Genomic DNA, 21,564 nt, shown 5'->3' on the forward strand with positions numbered 1-21,564 from the left:
CTATGCACAGTTATGACTATTGGCTGATCCTTGCCTTCTTCGCTCTGGTGCTGATACCGGCACCCTTTCTGGGACGGTTCTACTACAAGGTGATGGAAGGCCAGCGCACCTGGTTGACGCCGGTTCTTGGGCCGGTGGAGCGCGGTTGTTATCGCATTGCCGGGGTCGACCCGCAGACCGAGCAGAGCTGGCAGAAATACACCCTGGCCTTGCTCGCCTTCAACCTCGCGGGCTTTTTGCTGTTGTTCGCGATCCTGCTGTTTCAGGACTACTTGCCGCTCAACCCGCAAAACCTGCCGGGTCAGGAGTGGACGCTGGCGTTCAACACCGCCATCAGTTTCATGACTAATACCAACTGGCAGTCCTACAGCGGTGAAGCCTCCCTGAGCTACCTCAGCCAGATGGTTGGACTGACCGTGCAAAACTTTGTCAGCGCCGCCACCGGCCTCGCCGTGCTGGTTGCCTTGTGTCGCGGCATCGGTCGCAAATCGGCGCAAACCCTGGGTAACTTCTGGGTAGACATGACCCGTGCCACGCTCTACGGCTTGTTGCCGTTGTGCTTGCTACTGGCGCTGTTTCTGGTCTGGCAAGGCGTACCGCAAACCTTCGCCCATTACGTGAAGGCGCTGACGATGCAGGGCGTGGATCAAGTGATTCCTCTGGGGCCTGCGGCCAGCCAGATTGCGATCAAACAACTGGGCACCAACGGTGGTGGCTTCTTCGGCGTCAACTCGGCCCATCCGTTCGAGAACCCGACGGCCTGGAGCAACCTGTTCGAAGTCTCGTCGATCATCCTGATCCCGGTTGCCCTGGTGTTTACCTTTGGCCATTACGTGAAAGACCTGCGTCAGAGTCGGGCGATCATCGCCTGCATGCTGGCGCTGTTCCTGATCGGCGGCGCTACCTCGCTGTGGGCCGAGTACCAGCCGAACCCAACCCTGGACAACGTCACGGTCGAACAGACCGCGCCACTGGAAGGCAAGGAATCGCGTTTTGGTACTACCGCCACGGTGCTCTGGTCGGTGACCACCACAGCGGCGTCCAACGGTTCAGTCAATGCGATGCATGACAGCCTCAACCCGCTGACCGGCATGGTCGCGCTGGTCAACATGATGGTCGGCGAAGTGATCTTCGGCGGCGTCGGTGCCGGCCTTTACGGCATGTTGCTCAACGTATTGATTGCGGTGTTCCTCGCCGGCTTGATGATTGGCCGCACCCCGGAATACCTCGGCAAGAAACTCCAGGCCAGGGAAGTCCAGTTGCTGGTGGTGACCTTGCTGGTGATGCCGGTCGGCGTGCTGGTGCTCGGTGCGATCGCGGCGAGTCTACCGGGTCCGGTGGCCGCGGTGAGTAACCCAGGCCCCCACGGTTTCAGCCAGTTGCTGTACGCCTACACCTCGGCCAGCGCCAACAACGGCTCTGCGTTCGGCGGCTTCAGTGCCAACACCGCGTTCCATAACCTGATGCTCGGTCTTGGCATGTTGATCGGCCGCTTCGGTTACATCCTCCCGGTACTGGCGTTGGCCGGCAGCCTGGCGATGAAGAAAACCGCGCCCATCGGCCAGAACAGCTTCCCGACCCATGGCCCGCTGTTCGTGACCTTATTGACTGTGACCATTTTGCTGGTAGGCGGCCTGACGTTCCTGCCGACCCTGGCGCTGGGTCCTATCGCTGAACATCTGAGCATGGCTGCTTTTGGGCTCTAGAGCTGAGGGATTTGATAATGAATATGCCCGTTCCTGTATCAAACAAAGCTGCACCGAAAAAAGCCGCTGCCGTTAAAGCGCCGGAGCAACCGAAAACCGCGATCTCGGCCCTGTGGCGTCCGGCGCTGGTGCAAGCTTTCGTCAAACTCGATCCTCGGCAATTGCAGCGCGCGCCGGTGATGCTGGTGGTGGAGCTGACGGCGATCCTCACGACCGTGCTGTGCTTCGTGCCCGATACCGCAGTGCCGACTTACGTCGCGGCGCAAATCGCCTTGTGGCTGTGGTTTACCGTGTTGTTCGCCAACTTCGCTGAAGCCCTGGCCGAAGGCCGTGGCAAGGCCCGTGCCGATAGCCTCAAGGCTGGCAGCGAAGGCTTGAGCGCCCGGCGCAAAAAATCCGATGGGAGCTTTCAGGTGGTGCCTGCCACCAGCCTGCGCAAAGGCGATATCGTCCGCGTCGAAGTCGGGGAAATGATCCCGGGTGACGGCGAAGTGATCGAAGGCATCGCGGCAGTCAACGAGGCGGCGATTACCGGTGAATCCGCGCCGGTGATCCGCGAGTCCGGTGGCGACCGCTCGGCCGTCACCGGCAATACCCGGCTGGTGTCCGACTGGTTGCTGGTGCGCATCACCGCCAACCCCGGTGAGTCGACACTCGATCGCATGATTGCCCTGGTGGAAGGCGCCAAACGTCAGAAAACCCCGAATGAAGTGGCGCTGGATATCCTGCTGATCGGTCTGACTCTGATCTTCCTGCTGGTGGTCGTGACTTTGCAGCCGTTCGCTCACTTCGCCAACGGCAGCCTGCCGCTGGTGTTCCTGGTGGCGTTGTTGGTGACCCTGATTCCGACCACTATCGGTGGCCTGCTGTCGGCCATCGGTATCGCCGGGATGGACCGTTTGGTGCGCCTCAACGTGATCGCCAAATCCGGTCGTGCGGTGGAAGCTGCGGGTGATGTGCATGTGTTGTTGCTGGACAAGACCGGCACCATCACGTTCGGCAACCGTCGCTGCACGGCGATTTACCCCGCTCCAGGCGTCAGCGCCAAAGAGCTGGCCGAAGGCGCGTTGCTCGCCTCGCTCGCTGACGACACGGCGGAAGGCAAGTCCATCGTCGAATACTTGCGCGGACATTATCCACAGCCTGAACCCGCCACCAATGTGCTGACCGCGGTGCCATTCAGTGCTGAGACCCGGTTGTCCGGTGTTGACTACCAGGGCCGCGTTTACCGCAAGGGCGCAGTGGATTCGCTGCTGAACTTCGTCGGTTTGCAACGTCGCGATCTGCAGTCCGTACTGTCGCGGGAAATCGACAAGATTGCCCAGAGCGGCGGTACACCGTTGCTGGTGTGCGCCGAGGGCAAATTGCTCGGTGCGATCCACCTCAAGGACGTGGTCAAACCCGGCATTCGCGAGCGCTTCGCCGAACTGCGCAAGTTGGGTATCCGCACCGTGATGGTGACCGGTGACAACCCGCTGACCGCCGCCGCCATTGCCGCTGAAGCAGGTGTCGATGACGTGCTGGCTGAAGCCACACCGGAGAAAAAGCTGGCGCGTATTCGTCATGAACAGAATGACGGTCGTCTGGTGGCGATGTGTGGCGACGGTGCCAACGACGCTCCGGCGCTGGCCCAGGCTGACGTCGGCATGGCGATGAACGATGGGACCCAGGCTGCGCGTGAAGCCGCGAACATGGTCGACCTCGACAGCGATCCGACCAAGCTGCTGGATGTGGTGCAGATCGGCAAAGAGTTGCTGGTGACCCGTGGTGCGCTAACCACTTTTTCCATCGCCAACGACGTGGCCAAGTACTTCGCCATCCTGCCGGCACTGTTCGCCTCGATTTATCCACAGCTGGGCGTGCTCAACGTGATGCACCTGAGCAGCCCGCAGAGCGCGATCCTTTCGGCGATCGTCTTCAATGCCTTGATCATCGTGGTGCTGATCCCGCTGGCTCTGCGCGGCGTACGAGTGCAGGCGGCGAGCGCAGCGGCGTTGTTGCGACGCAATCTGCTGATCTACGGCGTCGGCGGCATCGTGGTGCCGTTCGTGGGCATCAAATTGATCGACATGCTGCTGACGGCGTTGCATCTGGTTTAACGCTCCCTGAGGCGTGAGTTCTTGTGGCTTGGGGCAAGCTCCCTTGCCACAGGGCTATGTATTTCCAATTTGAGGATTCGATGATGTCCACTATGTTACGTCCGGCCTTGAGCCTGATTGTTCTGATGACCCTGATTACCGGTGTGGCCTATCCGCTGGTGGTGACCGGTGTAGCGCAGGTGGCGTTCCCGGCTCAGGCCAATGGCAGCCTGGTGCGCGATGCCGACGGCAAGGTTCGTGGCTCGGCGCTGATCGCCCAGGATTTCACCGGCGATGCCTGGTTCCATCCGCGGCCTTCGGCGGGTGCTTTCGCCACGGTGTCAAGCAGCGCCAGCAACCTGTCGCCAAGCAACCCGGCGCTGGCCACTCGTGTTATTGACGATGCCAACAAACTGTTCGTACCGGGGCAGGGGGCCGTACCGCTGGCATTGCTCACCACCTCCGGTAGCGGCCTTGATCCACACTTGCCACCGGCAGCGATTGTCTATCAACTGGCGCGGGTTGCGGCCGCACGCAACCTGCCGGTTTCGACCCTGCAGCAATTGGTGGATACGCATGTCGAACAGCCCCTGGTGGGGCCGCCGGTGGTGAATGTGCTGGCCTTGAATACAGCGCTGGAAAAGTTGTAGACGATGATCGTTCCCATGCTCTGCGTGGGAATGCAGCCAGGGACGCAGAGCGTCCCAGAAGCGGACGCAGAGCGTCCAATGATTCATTCCCACGCGGAGCGTGGGAACGATCAATACCTGCCAAAAGAGATAGCCCATGAGTGATTCCGGCCGAGCCGACGCGCTGTTAGCAGATTTACCAAGCGACGGTCGTGGCCGGCTCAAGGTTTTCCTCGGCGCCGCCCCCGGCGTTGGCAAGACTTACGCCATGCTTCAAGCGGCCCACACACAACTGCGTCAGGGCGTCAAAGTTCTCGCCGGCGTGGTGGAAACCCATGGCCGCGCGGAAACCGAAGCGCTGCTCGGCGGTTTGCCGCAGCAGCCGTTGGTTCGTTCCGAATACCGCGGCGTGGTGCTTGAAGAGATGGACCTCGACGGCCTGCTCAAAGCCAAAGCAAAGCTTGTACTGGTCGATGAACTGGCCCATACCAATGCTCCCGGCAGTCGTCATGCCAAGCGCTGGCAGGACATTCAGGAACTGCTGGCGGCCGGCATTGACGTGTTCACTACGGTCAACGTCCAGCATCTGGAAAGCCTCAACGATCAGGTGCGCGGAATCACCGGGGTGCAGGTCCGGGAGACGTTGCCCGACTGGGTGTTGCAGGAAGCCTACGAACTGTTGCTGATCGACCTGCCGCCCCGGGAGCTGCTGGAGCGTCTGCGCGACGGCAAGGTTTATGTGCCCGAGCAGGCGCGGGCGGCCATCGACGCGTTTTTCACCCAGACCAACCTCACCGCATTGCGCGAGTTGGCGATGCAAACCGCTGCGGCCCAGGTCGATAATGACTTGGCGCAAGGCTATCGGCAGTTGGGCCAGGCAGCACCGGCGGTACGCGGGCGACTGTTGGTGGGTGTCGACGGTGACGCGCAGGCCGAACGTCTGGTGCGCCACGCCAGTCGGGTTGCCCAGCGGCGGCATTTGCCATGGAGTCTGGTGCATGTGGATAACGGCGGTGTGCGCGACGAGCAGTCACGTTTACGCCTGCAAAGCGCCCAACAACTGGCCGAACGTCTGGGCGGTGAAGTGGTGTTGTTGCGTGCCGGCGAGGTCGCGAAAACCCTGATTCAACACGCCGCCGAGCGCCGTGCCAGTCTGGTGCTGGTCGGTCAGTCAAGGCAGCGTTTGCGTCGTCGGCTGTTCGGCGGAGGGCTGGCCTCGCGCTTGTTGCGCGATGCGCGAGGGCTGGAAATCAACGTCCTCGACGGTGACATAGACCGGCCAGCACCGCGTATGCGCGCGCCACATTCGTTGGTCTGGTTCGACTATGCGCTGGCGGTGTTGGCGACGGTGCTGGCCACTGCCTTGGCCTGGGCGGTGGCCAGTGTGTTGCCGCTGCCGAACATCTCGCTGGTGTTCCTCGCTGCCGTGCTGCTGGTGGCGGTGCGCAGCAGCCTCGGCCCGGCCCTGGCCTGCGCGGCGCTGTCGTTTCTGACTTACGACTTCCTGTTCATTCCACCGAACTTCTCCTTTGCCATTCAGCGCGAAGAAGATGTGCTGACGCTGCTGTTCTTCCTGTTGATGGCGGCGTTGACCGGTAACCTCGCCGCGCGTCAACGGCGACAGTTACAGGCTCTGCGCGACACCCAGGAGGAGACCAGCGAATTGCTCGACCTGTCGCGCAAACTCACCGCCGCGACTGATCGCCAGGCGGTAGTCAGCGCTGGCGCGCAGCATCTGAACGGCTGGAACGAGCTGCAATTGTGCCTGCTCAACCGCGATAGCCTGGCCCCCGGCGGCTGGAAGGTCGAAACCGGCGGCCCGCTGCAGTTTTCCGAGGCCGAGCGCGCTGCCGCCGACTGGGCCTGGCAACACGATCAACCCGCGGGCATGGGCACCGGGACCTTGCCATTCGGGCATTGGTGGTGGTGGCCATTGTCGGTGGAAGAGGGGCCGCTGGGGTTACTCGGGGTGTGCACCAAAGACGGCCAGCCACTCAGCGGTCAGCGGCGGCGTTTGTTGACTGCGCTGAGTCAGCCATTGGCTCAAGCCCTGGCCCGGGCGCAATTGGCCGAGGATCTGGAGGCAGCACGTCTGCATGGTGAAACCGAGCAACTGCGCAGCGCTTTGCTGGCGTCGGTGTCCCACGACTTGCGTACCCCGCTGACCTCCATGCGTGGCAGCATCGACAGCTTGCTGGCCTTGGGCGAGGCGATTCCATTGGAGGACCGTCGGGAGTTGCTCGAGGGTACCCGCGATGAAGCCGAGCGACTGGATCGTTATATCCAGAACCTGCTGGACATGACCCGTCTTGGGCATGGCGCGCTGAAGCTGGCGCGCGATTGGGTGTCGCCGGCTGATATCGTCGGCAGTGCGCTGAATCGGCTGCGAGCGGTACTGGCACCGTTACAAGTCAGCATCGATGTGCCGAGCGAATTACCGTTGCTCTACGTGCATGCCGCGTTGATCGAGCAAGCGCTGGTTAACGTACTGGAAAACGCTGCACGTTTTTCTCCGGCTCAGGGGCGTTTGCAACTGTGCGCCGGTTCGACCGATAGCGAGCTGTTCTTTGCGGTGAGCGACGAAGGGCCGGGCATTCCAGAAGCCGAGCGCGCAAAGATTTTCGACATGTTCTACACCGCTGCTCGCGGTGATCGGGGAGGGCAGGGCACGGGGCTCGGTCTGGCGATCTGTCAGGGCATGGTCGGCGCCCATGGCGGGCGTATCAGTGTGGCTGACGGTATCGAAGGTCGCGGCACCTGCATCACGATCCATTTACCGTTGCAGGAGCAGCCCGGACTTGAAAGTGAAGCCTGACATTCCATGCGCTACTCTAGCGTCACTTCTTTATCTTGATCAGAAACCATGAGCCAGACCGCGACCATTTTGGTCATCGACGACGAACCACAGATTCGCAAGTTTCTGCGCATCAGCCTGGCTTCTCAGGGCTATAAAGTACTGGAGGCCGGCACCGGCAGCGAAGGTTTGGCTCAGGCCGCGCTGAACAAACCGGATTTGCTGGTGCTCGACCTCGGCTTGCCGGACATGGACGGCCAACAAGTGCTACGCGAATTTCGCGAATGGTCGAAGGTGCCGGTGCTGGTGTTGTCGGTACGCGCCAGCGAGGGGCAGAAGGTCGAAGCCCTCGATGGCGGTGCCAACGACTACGTGACCAAGCCTTTCGGCATTCAGGAGTTCCTCGCCCGGGTGCGCGCCTTGCTGCGTCACTCACCCGCAGGTGAGGCACAGGAAGCGGCGCTCAGGTTCGGTCCGTTGACGGTGGACCTGGCTTATCGCCGCGTGCTGCTGGACGACACTGAAGTGGCGTTGACCCGCAAGGAATACGCGGTGCTGGCGCAATTGGCCCAGCACCCCGGACGCGTCATCACTCAACAGCAATTGCTCAAGGACATTTGGGGCCCGACCCACACCGAAGACAGTCATTACCTGCGGATTGTGGTTGGTCACCTACGGCAAAAACTGGTGGACGACCCGACCCAACCGAGGTTTATCGTGACCGAGGCAGGTGTCGGGTATCGGTTGATTGATGCCTTGGGTTAGGTCGCGCCCCGGCAACGCTCTTCAAAGCTGATCATTCTCATAGCGATCCAGCGTATCGCGGGCGATCTCCCGGCCCAGGGCGATCAGCTCCGGCGCTTTGTAAAACTCGAAAAACCGGCACACCCGTTTCGGCACGTTGATCAGGACATCCGGCGGGTAGCCAGCGATTTTGTATTGTGCCAGTGAGGTCTGCATCACTTCGAAACTCTGGTTGATCAAGTCCAGCAATGATGCCGGGCCGACGTTGTCGATAATGAACGAGCCGGTGGCTGACTTCGGTGCACCAGGGGTTTGCGGGGCGGCCGCCGGTTGCTGAGCTTCAGGTTCGGCGGACTCGATCCACGGGTTATTGATGTCGGCGGCATCTGCTCGCAGGGCTTCCTGTTCGAGTAACAGCAACTTTTCAGCTTGTTTTCGACGAAACGGTAAGCGCGAGCCAAGGGAGTTGATCAGACTGTCGAAGCGGATTTTGAACGCCGCTGGGCGCTGGATCACCGGCAATTGATAGCGCCTTTGGTTGGTCGAGTTGAGGTTGACCGCGATGATCAGGTCGCAGTGGCTCGAGACCACCGGCACGATCGGCAGTGGATTGAGCAGGCCGCCGTCCACCAGCATCCGGTTGCCCTGCATCACCGGGGTGAACAGGCTGGGGATTGCTGCCGAGGCGCGCATTGCCTGGTGCAGGCAACCTTCCTGGAACCAGATTTCCTGTTGATTGGTCAGGTCCGTGGCGACCGCCGTGTAGGGGATGCGCAGGTCTTCGATATTGATTTCGCCGACGATCTTGCGGATCTGCCCGAAGATCTTTTCCCCACGAATCGCTCCGAGACGGAAGCTGACATCTACCAGACGCAACACGTCGAGGTAGTCCAGGCTTTCAATCCAGTCGCGGTAGTCGTTGAGTTTGCCTGCGGCATAGATCCCGCCGACCACCGCGCCCATGGAACAACCGGCGATGCAGGCGATGTCGTAACCGCGTCGTTCAATTTCTTCGATGACCCCGATATGGGCATAGCCCCTGGCGCCACCGGAGCCCAGCACCAACGCGACACGTTTTTTCATGACTCGCCCCTTCGTCAAACTTGAGTCAACAATGCACCCATCATGGGCCTTGCTTCAATCGCTGCTGATCGAGGGTTTGGGGGCAAGGTCGTTTTTTCGATAATCAATGGCGACAGGCGAGTATTCTCGCCCCAGCTATATTCATCAGGGGGGCAAGGCACTTTTTACGGTGCTGGCCGTCATACCGTGCACGATTGTTTTTCTATCTTGAGGTGTCATCAATGAAAGCCTGGATTTGTCTGCCGTTGATTGCGTTGGCTCTGGCTGGTTGTGCCGGTAAAACGGCGTATCGTGACAGTTGCGGTAGCCAGCTGGACGCGGCCTGGCAGGAGCTGGACCTGGCCAAGGCCGAAGGTTTCGCTGGCACCGTCAGTTACTCCAAGGCACTGTCCTTGTTGACCGGAGCCAAGACTCAGCAGCAGTTCGAGGCTTACGAAGGCTGTACCAAAAAAGCCGAGAAGGCCCGTTTCTACATTCGTGAGTCGCGTGCCGGTCGTTGATCAAAGGATTGATGAGGTAGCGCAGGGCTTTGCGGCATCATTGCTGCAGGTTTGCCGTCGCAACATTGAATGTTCGATTCGGGAGTAAACCATGTCTGCCTTGGTGGATCGGTTGGTGGCTCAGGTGTTGAGCCTGGAAGTTCGCTTGCGGGCCTGCCAGGCGCGACTGAGTGCGACGACTGATGATGAAGCGCTGCATGATCTGCGCACCACGGTTCGCCGGTTGCGCAGTCTGCTGCGACCCCTGCGTGGTTTGCCCGGAGTCGAGCAACTGGAAGCGGCGGCGGCCGGAGTCGGCAACCTGACCACCCCCTTGCGCGACCGGGAAGTACTGGCCGCCTACTTGCACAGTCATGGTCAGCATGAAGCGGCCCTGCGCCGCACGGTGCAAATGGCTAAAGCCTATCCCGCGGTGGCGACGGGTCCTGAGCTGGCGCAACTGTTTCTCATTCTCGACGCGTTTCCGCGCTTTCTGCGAGCCTCCCAGCGTCAGGGATTACTCAAAGGCTTGCGTCAACGCATCGAAAAGCGTCTGGCCAAACTGTGGGACGCTCTGGATAAGGCATTGCACGATCCAGAGCATGACCGACATCGCTTGCGCCTGTTGATCAAGCGCGTGCGCTACGCAGCCGAGTCCTATCCTGAACTGGACCCGTTACCGGTCAAGGCTATGCCTCGATTGAAAGCCGCTCAAGAGGCGCTCGGCAACTGGCATGATTGCTGGCAATGGCTGGCCAAAGCTGAGCAAGAGTCCGATTTGCAGCCCTGTGTGGCGGTTTGGCGAGTGACCATGGTCAAGGCCCAGGCAAGTGCAGATCTGGTGCTGGACACGCTGAGCGCGGCTTGCTTCAAATCCTGAACACACCCGTCGTAGCAGCTGCCGAAGGCTGCGTTCGGCTCGGGCCGCGTTCGGACGTAGCAGTCGTAAAACCCGCCGACGCGGATTAACAGTTACACCGCAATAACCGTATTCACGACTGCTTCGCAGCCGAACGCAGCCTTCGGCAGCTGCTACAAGTCCGCGGGTTACCGGGAGCGTTCGGCTTATCTGTCCGCTTTTTTGGCCGGAATAAGTGCTGTGCAGTCCCCGTCCGATGGTTAAGATCTTTGAGTCTTTTTTCTGGCTTGAGGCTTTTATGCGCTTTTGTGATTTAGTCGACGCCGTGCGCAGCACTCCGCTCGAGCTGTCTATCCCGGCGGAATGGGCTCAGGGGCGTGCCAGTTTTGGCGGGCTGATGGCCGCATTGCAGTACGAGGCCATGCGCGCAAAAGTTCCGGCAGATCGTCCGGTACGTTCGTTGGCGATCACCTTTGTCGGCCCGGCCGAACCTGGTGTGCCCGTCAGCTTTGAAGTGGATGTATTGCGCGAAGGCAAGGCTGTCAGCCAGGTGCTGGGTCGGGCCATGCAGAACGGGCAAGTGGTAACGCTGGTCCAGGGCAGCTTTGGCGCCTCCCGCGCTTCGGAAATCGACGTGGCGGCCGAACCGGCCCCCGAAATGAAACACTGGGATGACTGTCAGGAACTGCCTTATATCAAGGGTGTGACCCCGGAATTCATGCGCCACCTGGCGATGCGTTGGAGTGTTGGTGGTTTGCCATTCACTGGCAACAAGTCGCGGGAGATGGGCGGTTGGGTGCGTTTGCGTGGGGATGTCAAGGAAGAGCCACTGACCGAGGCACATATTCTGGCGCTGGTGGATGCCTGGCCTCCGGCCCTGTTGCCGCACTTGAGCAAACCGGCGGCGGGCAGCACCCTGACCTGGACCATCGAATTCGTGCAGCCATTGCTGGCGCTGAGCACGCTGGACTGGTGCAAGTATCGCGTGGTCATCGAGCATGCCCGCGACGGTTATGGCCATGCGGCAGCAGCGTTGTGGAGCCCAGAAGGACAGTTGATCGCCATGAGTCGGCAGACGGTTACCGTCTTCGGTTAAAACCGCTCAATGCCGGTGGCGCTCACGCCAGGCGCGCCACCATCCACCGCTCAAGACATACCGTGCAAAGGTCAGGAACTGTTCGACCATCAGGCGTTGCACGGCGTCTTTGCGGTCACTGAACGGCTCGCGGGCTTGCACCTCCAGGCTGTGGCCGTGGCGCTGCAGGCCCAACGCGGCGAGCAAGCCAACGACGCCGATGGCAACGTTCAGAAAGCTCATCCCGAACACACCCGAAACGATCAGTAGAAACGCCAGGATGAACAGCGGCACGGCAATCAGGTGCAACACCAGATTAGTCGGGTTGCGATGGTTTTCGGGGGGCGCCCGCCATTGCCAGGCGGGGAGATTGGGGTGACGTTTGCCCATGCTGGAAATCCTCGATCCGTGTAAAACCCATGAATAAAGAATAGGTCGGGCAAACGGCTTCGGCGAATCAAGGCTGGCTATCGCTGCAATAGGTATCTCGAGATTGATGTTAGCTGCTTTATTGTCATCGCGGGCAAGCCCCGCTCCTCCAAGGGCACTGGCAATCCTGTAGGAGCGAGGCTTGCCCGCGATGATGGCATCCTTACAGCTTGAGCTGGCCTATCGCCTTGCTCAACTCACCGGCCAATGTCGCCAGTTCATTACTGGTGGTGGCCGAGTCGATGGTCTGTTGCACGGTGTTCTCGGTCACGTCGCGAATGCTCACCACCGCACGATTCATTTCTTCTGCGACCTGGCTCTGCTGTTCGGCGGCCACGGCGATTTGTGTGTTGCTTGTGCGCATCTGCGCTACAGCACCGGTGATTTCTGCGAGTGCCAGGCCCGCTTCCTCGGCCTGCTGCACGCAATCGTCAGCCTTGAACGAGCTTTCCTGCATGAAGTCCACGGCATCCCGGGTCCCGGCTTGCAGGGCGCAGACCATAAGGGTGATCTCGTCGGTGGAGGCCTGCACCCGTTTGGCCAGGTTGCGCACTTCATCGGCGACCACCGCAAAGCCACGGCCCATTTCACCGGCCCGGGCGGCTTCGATCGCGGCGTTAAGTGCCAGCAGATTGGTTTGCTCGGCAATGCTGTGAATCACGCCGACTACACCGTTGATCTTCTGGCTGTCTTCGGCCAATCGCTGAATCATCTCCGCGGTTTGCCGTACGCCGCTGGAAAGCCCGGCAATCGATTGCTGCACGCGGCTGACCACATCCTGCCCGCTGCCGGCCAGGGTGTCGGCGGTTTGCGACAAGTCGCGCGTCGCTCCGGCATGCTCGGCGATGTGATAAACCGTGGCCGACATCTCGTTGATCGCTGCCGCGGCCTGATCGGTCTCGCTTTGCTGGCCAAGCATGCCGTGGCGCACCTCATTCATGCTCGCGGCCAGCCGTGCAGCGCCGACATCCAATTGTTCGGCGGTGTGCGCCACGGTGTTGACCACCCGTTGGTAGCCGGCCTGCATGGCGTTAAAGGCGCTGGCCATTTGCCCGACTTCATCTTTGCAGGCCAATGGCACGCGGGCCGACAGGTCGCCGGTCTTTTCCACGTGCAGCATCACGTCTTTCAAGGTGTTGAGCTGGCTGAGCAAAAAACGGATCAGCAACTGCGAGGCACCAAGCATTGCCAACATCAGGATGAACACCGCCACCGCGTAGTTGGCCAATCGTTCACCGAACACCTGGCTCAGGCTTGGGCCATAGGCCAGCACCGCGACCTGTTCACCATCCGCTCGGGACACAATGTCGGCGCCCAGCAACGGGTTGTCGCCCAACAGCGGCATAGCGTTGAGCTCGACCCAGCCGCTGGCGTTGTTCAACGCCGGTAATGGCTGTCCGTTCAGGGAGGGAGTCTGGCCCCGACTGAAGCTCAGCAGGTGGTCTGCCTTGGGCAAGGATTGTCCGACGGACCAGGCATTCAGCAAGCGCGCCTGGGCCTGGGCTGAGGTCTGTGAGGCTTGGCTGCGAGCCTGCTGTTCGAGCTGTACGGCATACAGCACCAACAGCAGGGTAGTGATGAATGCGACCGCGTTGACGGCCCAGAATTTGTACTTCAGCGAGATGTTGCTAAGCCAGGCACCCATGGAAGGTCTTCTCTGATAGCGGAAACAGTTTTGGCAAGGTGCCATTATTGTGCCGCTATCCAGGCGAAGGGTTGTTGATGTGGGTCAATGGTGGGGGGATGGGCGACAGATTTTTTTGATTGTCAGGGCCTCTTCGCGGGCAGCCTCGCTCCTGCAAAGGCACCGTAATCCCCGTAGGAACGAGGCTGTTGCCCGCGAGGCGACGGTACAATCAACGTGGATTTTTCTGATTCACTCTATCGACGGCAGCCCATAAAACGTCCGGGCACACGCCGTGCTATGTGCTGCCACATCTTCCAGGCTCTCACCGCGATGCAACGCGACTTCGCGCAAAACTTCTGTCAGGTACGCGGGTTCGTTGCGACCGTTTTTCGGCTTCGGCCGCAGACTGCGCGGTAACAGGTACGGCGCATCGCTTTCCAGCATCAAGCGCCCGCGCGGAATCTCGCGAACCAGTGGGTGCAGGTGAGTGCCACGGCGTTCGTCGCAAATCCAGCCAGTGATGCCGATGTGCAAATCGAGGTCGAGGTAGCTGAACAGCGCCCGTTGCTCACCGGTAAAACAATGCACCACGGCGGCGGGCAAACGGTCACGGAAGTCGCGCAGGATTTCCAGCAGCCGCTGACTGGCGTCGCGCTCATGGAGGAACACTGGCAGTTGCAGTTCAACCGCCATCGCCAAATGCTCTTCGAGCACCTTTTCCTGCTGCGGGCGTGGTGAAAAGTCGCGATTGAAGTCCAGGCCGCATTCACCCACGGCACGCACGCTCGACTCTTTGAGCAGGCCGCGCAAGCGTTGAGCGCTATCGGCGTTCCAGTCACTGGCCGAGTGAGGGTGAATCCCCGCCGTGGAGAACAGTCGTTGCCCGGTTTCGTCCAGTTGTTGGCACAGTTCAAGCGCCTGCTCACTGCCCTCGACACTGGTGCCTGTGAGGACCAGTTGGCAGACTCCGGCGGCATAGGCGCGGTCGAGTACTGCCTGGTGTTTGTCGGCAAAACTTGGGTTGGTCAGGTTGACGCCGATATCGATGAGTTGCATGGTGCTACCTCGGACCAAAGGCCGGAAAGCATATCAGAGCCGTAGATTTATAAGAAAAACCAAGAACTACAATGAGTTAAAGCTGTCTTTTGATGCCGGAAGAAAGCTTCGGTTGGCCGTCCAGCCATCGCTTGCCAGTCTTTCGCACGCTGCCAGCGCTCTAAGCGCTCTGTTTCTGTCGCCCAACTTCCCGAAATTACTCGAGAGGCTGGACAGTATCTTCCCGGAGAGCGGATGACGAGACCCTCGGTTTTGCTTGTGCTGTGCTTGTCGTTGCTGCTGCCGATGCCCGCGGTTGCACGTTTGGCCGGCCCCCCCGTGGCTGTTGTGTCAGGCAAGGTTCGCGACCTGGCGCAGATCCGTGACAGTCGCGTCCTGCGGGTGCTGGTCAACCAGAGCCGCAACAGTTCCGGCGAAGTCCAGGGCCAGACCATTGGCGTCGAATACCATCGCCTGCGTGCCTTCGAACAATACCTCAACGGTCAGGCCCCTGACGGTCAGGAAATCAACCTGAAGATAATTCCCAAAGCCAAGGATCAATTGCTCGGTGCCCTTGAGCGCGGCGAGGGAGATCTGGTTGCTCCCGGCGAATTGCTGAGCCCTCAGTCAGGACACGCCATCAGCTCCAGTGACCCGATCATCAGTAACGTTCCGTTGTTGTTGGTAGGGATCAAAGGTGAGCGGCATTTCACCCGCCTTGAGCAGCTGTCCGGGCACACGTTGGCGCTGACCACGGGGAGCGCGGCGGGTGAGGCGATCAATCAGATCAATCAGAAACTGGCGTTGCGCAAGTTGCCGCCGGTCAAGGTCGAGTGGGTCGATCCCAGCCTTGCCGTCGAAGATGTGCTGGAAATGGTTCAGGGCGGGATTTTCCACCTGACCATCGTCGAGCAACCGATTGCCGAGCGTTGGGGCAAGATTCTGCCCAAGCTGCGTTTCGATCGGCAGGTGATCATCAGTGAGTCGGGCGAAGAGCATTGGTTTGTGCGGCGCGACGCGTCGATGCTCCGGGCGAGTATCGATCGCTTCCTGAAAACCTATAAAACACCAGCGGACCAGGACGTCGCGTTTCTGCGCATCTATCGACGCCTGGATCAGGTCCACTATCCTCTGGCCCACGCCGACCGCCAGCGCCTGGAAAAACTACGCCCGGTCCTGCAAAAACATGCCCGCGAACAGGGTCTGGACTGGCTGAACCTGGCCGCGCTGGCGTTCAAGGAGTCAGCGCTGCAACCGAGCGCGAAGAGCGGCGGCGGTCCCACGGGTTTGATGCAAATTACCCCTTCGGCGGCTCAGCGGGTGGGGGTAAATGATATTCAGTCACTGGACGGCAATGTGCAGGCCAGTGCCAAGTACCTGGGGCTGATCCGCCGCAAGTTCTTCGCCAGCCCCAAGCTCAACGAGCGCGAGCGCATGGCCTTTGTGCTTGCGGCCTACAACATCGGCCCGGAGCGGGTTCAGGGCATGCGCACCGAGGCCAGACGGCGCGGCTTGAATCCCGACCAGTGGTTTTTCCAGGTGGAACGCATCGCCCTGGAGCAGGCGGGAATGGGCGCCGTCAGCTACGTCAATAGCGTCAACAAGTACTACCTGGCGTTCGATCGGGAACGGGGTTCGCTGGAGACCCAGCCGCAAAAGGTCGCCTTACGGAAATAATCGATAAATTTGATTGTTATGGTGGGGTTTTTGCGCTTTTAACATGATATTTACTGATTAATATAGCGACCAACCAACCCCTACATCAAAAGGAAGACACAGCATGAGCACACTGATCAAAACCGCACTGTCTACCCGCGCAGGCTACGGCCTGGCTGTACTGCGGATCTTCGTCGGCATCATCTTCGCTGCTCACGGCTCGCAAAAGCTCTTTGGTCTATTCGGCGGTTACGGTCTGGCCGGCACGGCGCAGTGGATGGAAAGCATCGGTCTGGCGCCGGGGCATCTGATGGCCCTGCTGGCGGGTGGTACCGAGTTCTTCGGCGGCCTGGCACTGATCATCGGTTTACTGACCCGTCCTGCGGCACTGGGCCTGACGTTCACGCTGCTGGTGGCGATCTTCTCGGTGCATATCAGCAACGGTTTGTTCATGGCCAACAATGGTTATGAATTCGCTCTGGCCTTGCTGGGCGGTACGGTAGCGGTTCTGCTCGAAGGTGCTGGCAAGCTGTCGCTGGATCGCATCATTGCCAAGTAACTGTCGACACAACCTTGATCAGTAAAAAATCCGGAATCTGAAAGATTCCGGATTTTTTATGCCTGCTGCTTATCCCTGCTTGAACATCTCTGCGGCACGTTTGGCGATTTCTTCTTTCGACAGATTTTCCTTACGGCTGGAGATAAACCACAAATGACCGTATGGATCTTTCAGGGTGCCTGAGCGATCGCCGTAGAACTGGTCTTTCACTTCAGAGACAGCCACACCTCCAGCAGCAATCGCCTGCTTGTACTGCTGGTCGACATCGTTCACATACAAATGCAGCCCCACCGAGATGCCGGCCTGTTCAGGGCTGCTCAGGGACGCCGCTGCGCATGGGGTGGCGAGCATGATGGCCGAGTCGCCAATGCGCAGTTCGGCGTGGCCAATGTCGCCGTTGGGCGCCACCAGACGCATGACTTCAGTCGCACCGAACGCTTTCTTGTAGAACTCGATCGCTTCGGCGGCTTTTTTGATGCCCAGATAGGGCGTGATGCTGTGGTAACCCTCGGGTATCGGTTTAACGCTCATGTTGGTTCTCCTTTTTTTGCTGGGGATGAACGTAATCCTTCACCGTTTTCCGGTCGATTCACTATAGGCCACGACAGGTAGCGCAACTGAGGGGCCGACGGGCAGCAGCATGGCTACTGTTCAGCCATCAACAGCAAAGCATCAGATTGCTTCGCTGCACTAAATCGAATGGCTATAAGAGGCTCCCAACCCACTGAAAACAAAGGGGCAAGCGTTCAGGCACAGAAGCTGAAATTGCTCATTGCAATCACTGTTGACCCGAGAGCGTTGTATGTCTGCCTTGCCTGAATCTGCCGATTATCCGATCCATCCTCCGGCCGCCGATCTGATCCGTGAGGACGCCCAAGCCCAGCTCGTGGCCGAGCGCGTGGCTGCGGTACTGCTGGAACAGGACGCCGAGCGTGATCGCAGTCGGCAGGTGCCCGTCGACATTGTCGATCTGTATTCCAACATTCGCTCGGTTAGTGGAAACCGCTTTGCGCGAAGTCGACCGTGGTGTGGTGGAAGCGACCCAGGCAATGGGCGCCAACACCTGGCAAATCATTCGCCACACATTATTGCCCGAGGCGGGCTGCTGGCAGCCGTCACCGTTAGGGCCATTGTGCTGGTGGATTACACGGCGGATCTGGTGCCGGTGGTCGGGGTGCACCGCCTACTCGACGAAGATCAAGAACATCGCTGACTTGAAGGACGGTGCCTCGGTGTCGATCCCTAACGATCCGGTGAACACCGGCCGGGCGCTGGTGCTGCTGCACGAAGCCGGATTGATCAAACTCAAGGATCCGGGCAATACCCTGGCGACTCAGCGCGACATCATTGAAAACCCCAAACATCTGAAAATTCGCGAGCTGGAAGGGGCGTTGCTGGCGCGTTCGGTCCGCCAGTTCATCCTGACCCGGTACAAAGGGCAGATTGCGCCGGGGTTTTGAGGGATTCAATGATCGTTCCCACATGCGGCGTTGATCGTTCCCACGCTCTGCGTGGGAATGCCTCATTGGACGCTCCGCGTCCGCTTTTATGTGACGCGGAGCGTCACGGGCTGCATTCCCACGCGGGAGCGTGGGAACGATCATTTGTTCCGGTCGCGAGAACAGCCGAACCGTGGCCAGCATCAGGTGATGAAAACCGAAGACATGGGCAATCGAACTGTCGACCTTGGCGAACTCGCGGACGATGTTCAGGGTTTCGCTCCAGCCAGCATCGAGGCCGCCGTATTGGGCAGGAATACTCAGGGCCAGCAGACCGCTTTGGCGCAAGGCGTCACGCTGGGCTTTCGGCGTGTCGCCGCGTTCATCGCGTTCAACAGCGGTTTGGGCAAACTCGGCAGCCAATGCACGGGCGGTCTGCACCGGGGACAACAGGGCGCTTTGCGGCTTGTCGGTCACGCGATGCTCCTTCTATGTGACGATCCAATCTCTGCGTAGGAGCGAGGCTTGCCCGCGATGAAAGATAACGCGGTCCGTCTGGACAAACCGCGGTGACTGCATCGCGAGCAAGCTTCGCTCCTACAGAGGCAAGGTGGGGTTCAGGCTGTGGATTTTGTAGGCAGAACGTCATTGGCGATCATTTCGCCGAATGGCCCGGTGAGGTTGGTGATACCGCGACCGGCGAGGCTGGCGTAGGGTTCCGGCAGTAGCGGGAACACCAGCTCGGCGAAGCGGTAAGCCTCTTCCAGATGTGGGTAGCCAGAGAAGATGAAACTCTCAATGCCCAAATCCGCGTACTCCTTGATCCGCGCCGCCACGTGCTGCGGATCGCCCACCAACGCTGTCCCGGCACCGCCACGCACCAGACCGACGCCGGCCCAAAGATTGGGGGCGATCTCCAGATTGTCACGCCGGCCGTCATGCAACGCGGCCATGCGTCGCTGACCTTCGGAATCGAAGCGCGAGAAGGATTTCTGTGCCGAGGCGATGGTTTCGTCACTGATGTGTTCGATCAGCTTGTCGGCGGCTTTCCAGGCTTCGTCGGCCGTTTCGCGAACGATCACGTGCAAGCGAATCCCGAATTTCACGGTACGGCCCTGACGAGCCGCGCGCTCACGGACATCGGCCAGCTTTTGGGCGACAGCCGCCGGCGGCTCGCCCCAGGTCAGGTAGACGTCGACCTGCTCGGCGGCCAGATCATGGGCAGCCTCGGAAGAACCACCGAAATACAGCGGCGGATAAGGCTTCTGCACCGGCGGATACAGCGCCTTGGCGTTCTGCACCCGCAAATGCTTGCCTTCGAAGTCCACCGACTCGCCTTGCAGCACCCGGCGCCAGATCTTGAGGAATTCGTCAGTGACTTCGTAGCGTTCGCTGTGATCGAGGAAGCTGCCGTCGCCACGGTTTTCATCCGGGTCACCGCCAGTCACCACGTTGATCAGCAGACGGCCATTGGACAGCCGATCAAGGGTCGCGGCCATGCGCGCCGAAACGGTCGGCGAGATGATCCCCGGACGAATGGCTACCAGGTAACGCAGGCGTTCGGTCAACGGCACCAGGGCCGAGGCGATCACCCACGAGTCTTCGCACGAACGCCCGGTGGGGATCAGCACACCGTGATAGCCGAGGTTGTCCGCGGCCTGAGCCACTTGCTTCAAATAATTGAGCGTGACCGGGCGCGCGCCCTGGGTGGTGCCCAGGTAATGGCCGTCGCCGTGAGTGGGGAGAAACCAGAAAACATCCATGACAGGTCCTTAAGCGATTTTCAGCAAATTGTGTGGGTGCACGCGAAACAACGTATCGGCAACTGCCTGGCCAATTCCGCGAGCACGGCCTGGGTCAGCACCAATGTGCGGGAGGGGCGGTAAGTGCCACCCGAGAGGGCTACGACGTTCAAAGGGCGCGACATGAACAGTTCCTTTTCAAGCAGTTGCTCAAGGAGCAGTGAGTAGTGAGCGGGTTTGAGCAAGAGCTGTACCAAGCGGCCGAAGCCTTTGTCTGCGGGGCTTTCAGCGGTTTCTATTCAGGCTGCTGTGTGTTTGTTGAGCGCTGTTTTGTTGATTGACTGTTGCAGGGCCAACAGTTGCCTGGTCAACAGTCAGCGCGGCGCAGGTCCGTTATAAAGGCTCTTTTTTATTCCTCAAAATATCGTAAATAGATATTTATAGAACTATAGTGAATATGTGGAATTTGCCTGAACGGCTGTTGCCCAAACCAATAGCGACTATCGAGAGCGTTGATTTTTGTCGGTGAAGGCGCGGGAGTAGCCTGTATCCATTGCGTAACGCCAGCTTGTCAGGAGCCCCTCATGAATCGTTTATTCGTCACTTCTTTGCTGCTTGCCGCCTCTGTTCTCGCCGGTTGTGCGAGCCATCCTTCCCCTGAATTGCGGCCGTACACCGCCGAGGAAAGCAAGGAATTGGCGCTGGAGGCATTGAACCGTCGCGGGTTGTCGTACGATGAATACCAAATGAAAAAAGCCGAACTGCTCGGCCAGCCACAGAAAGCATTTGGTTTCGACACGAAAGGCGAAATGAACGCCGAGCGCGGTGTGAGCCACCATCGGCGCCCAAGCTGAGTGGACTGTACTGCTCAAACTTTGAGGCAACTGTCCGTGGGTTTCGCCAAGGCGCTGCGATAGGGTCAACACCTGACTGACCCTAATGGAATGCGCCCATGACCCTCTCGCTGGATTTGCTATTGGGCTTCGCCCTGTTTGCCCTTGTCACCTCGATCACCCCAGGCCCCAACAACACCATGCTGCTGGCCTCGGGCGTCAATTTCGGTTTCAACCGCTCCATCCCCCACATGCTTGGCATCACCTGCGGCTTCTTCATTCTTGTGCTCGCCGTCGGGTTTGGCCTGGGTGCGGTGTTTCAAACCTATCCGCTGCTTTACACCGTGTTGCGTTATGTCGGCGCGGCCTATCTGCTGTACCTGGCGTGGAAAATCGCTCATAGCGGTCCAGTCTCCGAGACCGGACAAGGTCACGCCAAACCCGTCAGTTACTGGGGGGCGGCGGCATTTCAATGGGTCAATCCCAAGGCCTGGATCATGGCGATCGGTGCCATCAGCACCTACACGCCGTTGCAGGGTTATTTCACCAACGTGATTGTCATTGCCGCGGTCTTCGCCGTGATCAACCTGCCGAGCGTCAGCGTCTGGGTGGCCTGCGGCAGTCTGTTGCGCAATGTCCTGCGTGATCGGCGCTGGTTGCGAGTGTTCAATTGGGGCATGGCTCTGCTGTTGGTGGCCTCCCTGTACCCGATGCTGCACGAAAGCTTTAGCTGACTTAGGCTTCAACCCGGAGTCCGATGCCTGTTAAGCTCAACTTCAGGAGCGTTCCTACGCACT

Annotated in this window: 18 protein-coding genes and 4 pseudogenes; 14 read left to right on the plus strand and 8 right to left on the minus strand. The window is 59.9% G+C overall.

What is annotated here, in order from left to right:
- Positions 1-2 precede the first annotated feature (2 nt).
- The 5 genes from kdpA to AC07UI_RS18350 all read left to right on the plus strand — a co-directional run bounded on the left by kdpA (position 3) and on the right by AC07UI_RS18350 (position 7,972).
- Positions 3-1,706 carry a potassium-transporting ATPase subunit KdpA gene (kdpA, locus tag AC07UI_RS18330; protein WP_494993826.1) on the plus strand — a complete coding sequence of 568 codons (1,704 nt, stop codon included), beginning with the start codon at positions 3-5 and terminating at the stop codon, positions 1,704-1,706.
- Between the two features lie 17 nt (positions 1,707-1,723).
- A complete protein-coding gene (gene kdpB, locus AC07UI_RS18335) occupies positions 1,724-3,805 on the plus strand; it encodes a potassium-transporting ATPase subunit KdpB (RefSeq protein ID WP_494993827.1) in 2,082 nt (693 codons plus the stop codon).
- 83 nt (positions 3,806-3,888) lie between these two features.
- On the plus strand, positions 3,889-4,434 hold the full coding sequence (gene kdpC / locus AC07UI_RS18340) for a potassium-transporting ATPase subunit KdpC (protein WP_494993828.1): 546 nt from the start codon (positions 3,889-3,891) through the stop codon (positions 4,432-4,434).
- A gap of 136 nt (positions 4,435-4,570) precedes the next feature.
- Positions 4,571-7,228, plus strand: coding sequence for a DUF4118 domain-containing protein (locus tag AC07UI_RS18345; protein ID WP_494993829.1), 2,658 nt, complete (start codon positions 4,571-4,573; stop codon positions 7,226-7,228).
- 48 nt (positions 7,229-7,276) lie between these two features.
- On the plus strand, positions 7,277-7,972 hold the full coding sequence (locus tag AC07UI_RS18350; RefSeq protein ID WP_494993830.1) for a response regulator: 696 nt from the start codon (positions 7,277-7,279) through the stop codon (positions 7,970-7,972).
- 21 nt (positions 7,973-7,993) lie between these two features.
- On the opposite strand, the gene AC07UI_RS18355 is transcribed toward AC07UI_RS18350, so the two are convergent.
- Positions 7,994-9,034, minus strand: coding sequence for a patatin-like phospholipase family protein (locus tag AC07UI_RS18355; RefSeq protein ID WP_494993831.1), 1,041 nt, complete (start codon positions 9,032-9,034; stop codon positions 7,994-7,996).
- A 221-nt stretch (positions 9,035-9,255) separates the two neighbouring features.
- Here AC07UI_RS18355 and AC07UI_RS18360 point away from each other — a divergent pair, with 221 nt between their 5' ends.
- From AC07UI_RS18360 to AC07UI_RS18370, 3 genes are all read left to right on the plus strand, one after another.
- Positions 9,256-9,534 carry a hypothetical protein gene (locus AC07UI_RS18360; RefSeq protein ID WP_494993832.1) on the plus strand — a complete coding sequence of 93 codons (279 nt, stop codon included), beginning with the start codon at positions 9,256-9,258 and terminating at the stop codon, positions 9,532-9,534.
- A 91-nt stretch (positions 9,535-9,625) separates the two neighbouring features.
- The gene (locus AC07UI_RS18365) at positions 9,626-10,393 is read left to right on the plus strand and encodes a CHAD domain-containing protein (protein WP_494993833.1); all 768 of its coding nucleotides are present in this window, start codon (positions 9,626-9,628) and stop codon (positions 10,391-10,393) included.
- Positions 10,394-10,670: 277 nt separating this feature from the next.
- Positions 10,671-11,468, plus strand: coding sequence for an acyl-CoA thioesterase (locus AC07UI_RS18370; protein WP_494993834.1), 798 nt, complete (start codon positions 10,671-10,673; stop codon positions 11,466-11,468).
- 6 nt (positions 11,469-11,474) lie between these two features.
- Here the strand turns inward: AC07UI_RS18370 and AC07UI_RS18375 are convergent, their stop codons facing one another.
- From AC07UI_RS18375 to AC07UI_RS18385, 3 genes are all read right to left on the minus strand, one after another.
- Positions 11,475-11,837 (minus strand): terminase, encoded by a 363-nt coding sequence (locus AC07UI_RS18375; protein WP_494993835.1) that lies wholly within the window; start codon positions 11,835-11,837, stop codon positions 11,475-11,477.
- 202 nt (positions 11,838-12,039) lie between these two features.
- The gene (locus tag AC07UI_RS18380) at positions 12,040-13,521 is read right to left on the minus strand and encodes a methyl-accepting chemotaxis protein (RefSeq protein ID WP_494993836.1); all 1,482 of its coding nucleotides are present in this window, start codon (positions 13,519-13,521) and stop codon (positions 12,040-12,042) included.
- A gap of 231 nt (positions 13,522-13,752) precedes the next feature.
- Positions 13,753-14,559, minus strand: coding sequence for a TatD family hydrolase (locus AC07UI_RS18385; protein WP_494993837.1), 807 nt, complete (start codon positions 14,557-14,559; stop codon positions 13,753-13,755).
- Positions 14,560-14,793: 234 nt separating this feature from the next.
- Between AC07UI_RS18385 and AC07UI_RS18390 the strand changes: the two genes are divergently transcribed.
- Together AC07UI_RS18390 and AC07UI_RS18395 are read left to right on the plus strand one after the other, a co-directional pair.
- Positions 14,794-16,215 (plus strand): MltF family protein, encoded by a 1,422-nt coding sequence (locus AC07UI_RS18390; RefSeq protein ID WP_494993838.1) that lies wholly within the window; start codon positions 14,794-14,796, stop codon positions 16,213-16,215.
- Positions 16,216-16,318: 103 nt separating this feature from the next.
- Positions 16,319-16,753, plus strand: a complete 435-nt coding sequence (locus AC07UI_RS18395; RefSeq protein WP_494993839.1) for a DoxX family protein — start codon at positions 16,319-16,321, stop codon at positions 16,751-16,753.
- 69 nt (positions 16,754-16,822) lie between these two features.
- On the opposite strand, the gene AC07UI_RS18400 is transcribed toward AC07UI_RS18395, so the two are convergent.
- Positions 16,823-17,284 (minus strand): VOC family protein, encoded by a 462-nt coding sequence (locus AC07UI_RS18400; protein WP_494993840.1) that lies wholly within the window; start codon positions 17,282-17,284, stop codon positions 16,823-16,825.
- A gap of 440 nt (positions 17,285-17,724) precedes the next feature.
- Here AC07UI_RS18400 and AC07UI_RS18405 point away from each other — a divergent pair.
- Positions 17,725-17,927: pseudogene (locus tag AC07UI_RS18405) on the plus strand (ABC transporter permease subunit); the annotation flags it as partial.
- Positions 17,907-18,213: pseudogene (locus AC07UI_RS18410) on the plus strand (MetQ/NlpA family ABC transporter substrate-binding protein); the annotation flags it as partial. The pseudogenes AC07UI_RS18405 and AC07UI_RS18410, both read left to right, overlap by 21 nt.
- A gap of 144 nt (positions 18,214-18,357) precedes the next feature.
- Here AC07UI_RS18410 and AC07UI_RS18415 read toward each other — a convergent pair.
- The 3 genes and pseudogenes from AC07UI_RS18415 to AC07UI_RS18425 all read right to left on the minus strand — a co-directional run.
- A pseudogene (locus AC07UI_RS18415) lies at positions 18,358-18,669 on the minus strand (acyl-CoA dehydrogenase family protein); the annotation flags it as partial.
- 140 nt (positions 18,670-18,809) lie between these two features.
- Positions 18,810-19,955, minus strand: coding sequence for an FMNH2-dependent alkanesulfonate monooxygenase (gene ssuD, locus AC07UI_RS18420; RefSeq protein WP_494993841.1), 1,146 nt, complete (start codon positions 19,953-19,955; stop codon positions 18,810-18,812).
- Between the two features lie 53 nt (positions 19,956-20,008).
- Positions 20,009-20,119, minus strand: a pseudogene (locus tag AC07UI_RS18425) (FMN reductase); the annotation flags it as partial.
- Positions 20,120-20,518: 399 nt separating this feature from the next.
- Here AC07UI_RS18425 and AC07UI_RS18430 point away from each other — a divergent pair.
- Both AC07UI_RS18430 and AC07UI_RS18435 read left to right on the plus strand, forming a co-directional pair.
- Positions 20,519-20,788, plus strand: a complete 270-nt coding sequence (locus tag AC07UI_RS18430) for a hypothetical protein (protein ID WP_494993842.1) — start codon at positions 20,519-20,521, stop codon at positions 20,786-20,788.
- Positions 20,789-20,886: 98 nt separating this feature from the next.
- Positions 20,887-21,501: a LysE family translocator gene (locus AC07UI_RS18435; RefSeq protein WP_494993843.1), complete on the plus strand. Its 615-nt coding sequence runs from the start codon at positions 20,887-20,889 to the stop codon at positions 21,499-21,501.
- Positions 21,502-21,564 lie beyond the last annotated feature (63 nt).

Source organism: Pseudomonas sp. GW821-FHT04C07 (genome assembly GCF_059420325.1).